This is a genomic window from Deltaproteobacteria bacterium, from assembly GCA_022340465.1.
Classification (GTDB): domain Bacteria; phylum Desulfobacterota; class Desulfobacteria; order Desulfobacterales; family B30-G6; genus JAJDNW01.
Genome location: JAJDNW010000109.1, coordinates 1 through 4,345 on the forward strand (window position 1 = coordinate 1; position 4,345 = coordinate 4,345).

General features: G+C 55.7%; 4 protein-coding genes and 1 pseudogene. 2 read left to right on the forward strand and 3 right to left on the reverse strand.

Going from position 1 to position 4,345, the window contains the following annotated elements; translation table 11 throughout:
• Window positions 1–277: 277 nt before the first annotated feature.
• Window positions 278–769: an ATP-binding protein gene (locus LJE94_15840; protein ID MCG6911577.1), complete on the reverse strand. Its 492-nt coding sequence runs from the start codon at window positions 767–769 to the stop codon at window positions 278–280.
• Window positions 770–822: 53 nt separating this feature from the next.
• Between LJE94_15840 and LJE94_15845 the strand changes: the two are divergent.
• A pseudogene (locus tag LJE94_15845) lies at window positions 823–1,217 on the forward strand (DNA alkylation repair protein).
• A 69-nt stretch (window positions 1,218–1,286) separates the two neighbouring features.
• On the opposite strand, the gene LJE94_15850 reads toward LJE94_15845, so the two are convergent.
• Together LJE94_15850 and LJE94_15855 are read right to left on the reverse strand one after the other, a co-directional pair.
• Window positions 1,287–2,264: a DMT family transporter gene (locus LJE94_15850; protein ID MCG6911578.1), complete on the reverse strand. Its 978-nt coding sequence runs from the start codon at window positions 2,262–2,264 to the stop codon at window positions 1,287–1,289.
• A gap of 4 nt (window positions 2,265–2,268) precedes the next feature.
• Window positions 2,269–2,880, reverse strand: coding sequence for an alpha/beta hydrolase (locus tag LJE94_15855; GenBank protein ID MCG6911579.1), 612 nt, complete (start codon window positions 2,878–2,880; stop codon window positions 2,269–2,271).
• Between the two features lie 88 nt (window positions 2,881–2,968).
• On the opposite strand from LJE94_15855, the gene LJE94_15860 reads away from it, so the two are divergent.
• Entirely contained in the window at window positions 2,969–4,135 is a 1,167-nt protein-coding gene (locus LJE94_15860) for an MFS transporter (GenBank protein ID MCG6911580.1), read from the forward strand.
• Window positions 4,136–4,345: the final 210 nt, after the last annotated feature.

The following is a 4,345-nucleotide window of genomic DNA, read 5'->3' on the forward strand; positions in this document are numbered from 1 at the left end:
TTCAATGATTGAGCGTTAACCTCAACGATGAGGTTAGGTCATGCGCCTTATGCGCGCCATTGTGCTCATATTCGATTTGGCGGGCCGGGTCAAGATGCGCCGGCACTTGCGGCTCCCGAGTGCGGAGATTTTTTGGCAGGTCTCATAGTGTTTGGCAACATACCCTTCCAAAACGACGTTTGCCATGGGTCGTCTTTTGCTAAGTACTCACTTTGGCTAAATTTAGATACATTTTTTCGCTCATGAATAGCTCGATATAGGGTGGTTGCTTGGCTTTTTACCTTTGATACCTGATTATATCAAACCCCTCGTCTTCCGAAGGCGCTTGAAAATATTTTGTAATAGCATCAAACTCAGCATCTGAAGTAAAAGCGGAGCCTTCTGGCTTGTCTTTGCTCCTTTCTTTTAATTGCCTTTTACATATGGCATCACTCACATCGACAAAGTGAAGCAGGTGTGATGCGTTTGCGCGTTCATAAATGGAGCGGAACCAGTTGCGTTGGTCTTTTGTGTTTGCAGGGAAGTCAAGTACAACGGACACCCCATGAGAAAGCAATGATACCACATGGCCAGATAATATATTTTTCAGGCGCGCACTGTATCTAATGTATTCTTGAATATCTGTTATTTCTTCAGGATAGAGATAAGAGAGCCAATCATCCTCTTTTAACAGAATAGCATCATTGTCTTTTGCCAACGCAATAGCTAAAGTCGATTTCCCCGCAGCCATTTTCCCACAAAAGAAATGAAGTGTTGTTTCAGGAACCATTTTCATTGGAATCCTCCATAATACTGACGTGTTGTGATATAATCATTTTAAAAATGAGCAGACAAGCGATTTCACATATAAAACTGATTCAGGCATTCCGGAAGGAGGGCAAGCCGGAGATCGCCGCGCACGCCAGTCGGTTTTTCAAGTCCGGAAAAGGGGAGTGCGGCGAAGGGGACGAGTTTCTGGGCATTCGCGTGCCGGTGACGCGTACATATGCCGGAATCAGTTCGAAACGACTCTCGACATCTGCGAACTGCTGGTAAACGACGCCGAAGAGCTGATCCACAAGACCGCAGGTTGGATGCTGCGGGAAATCGGGAAGCGCGACATGGCAGCGGGGGAGCCTTTTTTGAAAAAACACGTCAGGCACATGCCCCGGAACATGCTGCGCTGCGCGATCGAGAAATTTCCGGAGAAAAAGCGTCGGGCCTACCTCGGGAGGTAGATTGTTACGTCCCCTATGTTCCCAATGCGGCAGCCGTTTCCGCCCCCGGGGATGGGGGCATGCGGTTTGTCATTTCGGCAGGCGCACGGACGCCGTATTGGTCAGGACAACGCCAGATATGACCAGGGCGGCCCCGGCGGCCAGGGAAATGGTGACGGCCTCACCGAGTATCAGATATCCCATGACGATGGCGCTCAGGGGCACGAAATTGATGAACAGGCCGGCCCTGGCCGGGCCGATGGCTTTGATGCCGTCATAATACCAGACAAAACCGAGCACGGTGCCGAAAATCCCCAGGTAAAAAATAGCCGCCCAGTCCGCCGGGCGGTAGCGGGCCATTTCAGCCAGCATGCCGGACTGCCAGGCCGGGATGAACAGCAGCAGGACGCCGGTGACGGCCGCACCGGTGACGGCCGCCAGGGGGGAGAAGGTGTCCATCGCTTTTTTCCCGATCAGAGAGTAGGCGACCCAGAAGCAGACACAGCAGAAGATGTACACATCCCCCATCCCGACACCGCCCGACAGCAAGGCGGTCGGGTTCCCGCCGGAAATGGCGATGACGGCGCCTGTAACGGAGATGAGGATGCCGATGACCTTCAATGGGGTCATTTTTTCCTTGAAAAGCAGAAAGGAGAATATGGCCAGGAAGATGGGGTTGTTGGCGATGATCAGCGACGCCCTTCCTGCGCTGATGAGCTGCAGCCCTTTGAAGAAAAACAGGTTGTAGGCGAACACACCCGTGGCGCCCAGCATAACGAGCGCCAGCGTTTTTTTCGCCTCTACGCGGCGCGGCAGGCCCTCCTCTTTGGCCAGCAGCAGCACCAGGAAAAAGGATGCCACGACGAATCGTAAAAAAGCGGCTGCATAGGGGTTCACGTGCCCGCTGACCACCCTGCCGGCAATGAAGGTCCCGCCCCAGAAAATGGCGGTCATCAGGAGTTTGATGTAGATGCTGATCATGGCGATGTTGTTGTTTAAGGTATTCGGTTTACGGTATACGGTGTGCGGTATGCGGGTCAGGGCGTAGCAGGCTGCCCCGCTGGTCATTCGCCTACCGCTCGAACACATATTTTTCGAGTATCGCCTCCAGTTGCTCGAAATAACCGAAATAGAAGTGGTCGGCGCCCTGAATTTCCTCGAAGCGGGCATCCGCGTTCCATTGCGGCAGCAAGCCGCGAATGACGCCGGGAGGGGCGATCTCATCGCGGCTCCCGCCGACAACCAGCTCGAGACGCGGCAGGCGCAACCCTTCTTCGAATTTAATAAAAGCCACCGGCGGCGAAACCATGATCATTCTGTCAATGGCCGCAGCCCTACCGTCGACGTGGGCATTGACCCAGGCACCGAACGAATAGCCGGCCAGGTCGATACGGTCGATGCCTTCCTGCCGGAGCCAGGCAACGGCCGTTAAAACATCTTCGCGTTCACCGACACCCTCACTGTAACGGCCTTCACTGGCCCCGACCCCCCTGAAGTTGAAGCGCAGGGTGGTGCGGTTTTTACGCTGGTACACACTGCCGATGGACTCGACGACCGGGTTGTACATGTCACCGCCGAACTGCGGGTGCGGGTGCGTGATGACGATGCCCCCCGGTCCCGTTCCCCGGCTGATCAACCCCTGGATGCGAAAACCTTCCGATTTAAATTCGACTTTTTTTTCCATGGCACGTTACTAATGTAAATATGGCTTTTATTGCAACCGGTTTTGCTATATCTTCCTTTTCTTTATTCGAAAATGTGGTCCGGACGCCATGAACGACAAAAGATTGCCACTTACCAATGTGTATTCCCGGCGTCTGCTGCCCGTGATCATCAGCTCGGGAGCGGTGGGTCTGAGCATCGGCCTCATCGTTCCGCTGACTTCGGTGGTCCTGGAGCAGCGCGGCATATCGGTAATCGCCAACGGACTCAACGCCACTGTATATTCCCTGGCAGTCCTGCTGATCGGCCCTTTTCTACCGGCCTGCATCCACCGGTTGGGTTCGCTGCGTACCATGGTTGCAGGAACCCTGCTGTCGGGAGTTTTCGTCTTCTGCCTGTGGCTCAACGATGCGCTGTGGTTCTGGTATCTCATGCGGTTTTTTCTGGGCATTGCCGGTGGGATGCACTGGGTGAGCAGTGAGGCCTGGATCAACGCGATGGCGCCCGGGCACAGCCGGGGGCGCATCGTCGGGGCCTACGCCACGGTGTGGACCATGGGCCTCGCCACCGGCCCGGTGCTTTTGCGGTTCATCGGTGTGGAAGGCGCACGGCCCTTCGTGATCGCCGCTTTGGTCATGGCCGGCGCAACCCTTCCCCTGCTGCTGGTTCCCAAGGTCGAAAACGGACATTTGCCCGCGGTGCGCCACGGCGTGCTGCAGATGATCTGGGTGGCCCCGGTGGCCACGACCGCGGGTTTCATCAGCGGCTTCCTGGAGACGGAAGTGCTGTCACTGCTCCCGATTTACGGCCTGCGCAGCGAGATCGAGACCGCCTATGCCCTGACGCTGGTTTCCGTATTTTCGGTGGGAAGCTTCGCCTGCCAGCCGTTCATCGGCTGGATTGCCGACCGGGCGCCCTTCAAAACCGTCGGTCTGGCGGTCTCCATCGTCTCGGTTGTCATCGTGCCGCTGGTGCACGTCAGCCTGGATCTGGTCCTGCTGTCGAGTGTGCTGCTTTTCATTTGGGGCGGAGCGGTGGGCGCTTTTTACACCTTGGGCATGCTCAACATCGGCCAGGTTTTCAAGGCGACCGACCTGACCGCCGCCAGTTCGATGTTCGTCATGGCGTACACTTTCGGCATGGTGGTGGGACCCATTTCAGGGAGTTCCTCCATGCAGGTGTTCGGCCCTGTCGGCCTGCTGGCGGTAATGGGTACGGCACCGCTGCTGTTTTTGCCGCTGCTGTTGCGTAGAAGCGGTGATGAAGCCGTAAAGTGAGGCCCATTCCGTAAACCAAATCCGCAATCCCGTATTTGGGCTAACGCGCTCCTTGGGTTTGCTGAGTTCACCCCAGCGTTGCAAAAGCCTGAGGGCTTCAGAGTCAAGGCGTCTGAGGGTGAAGTCGTAGTGTTTTACTTCGAACCCTCAGCAACGCGGAATCTGAAGTCCTCAGGCTTTCCCGCAGGGTAAACAACATGGTAAAATAGA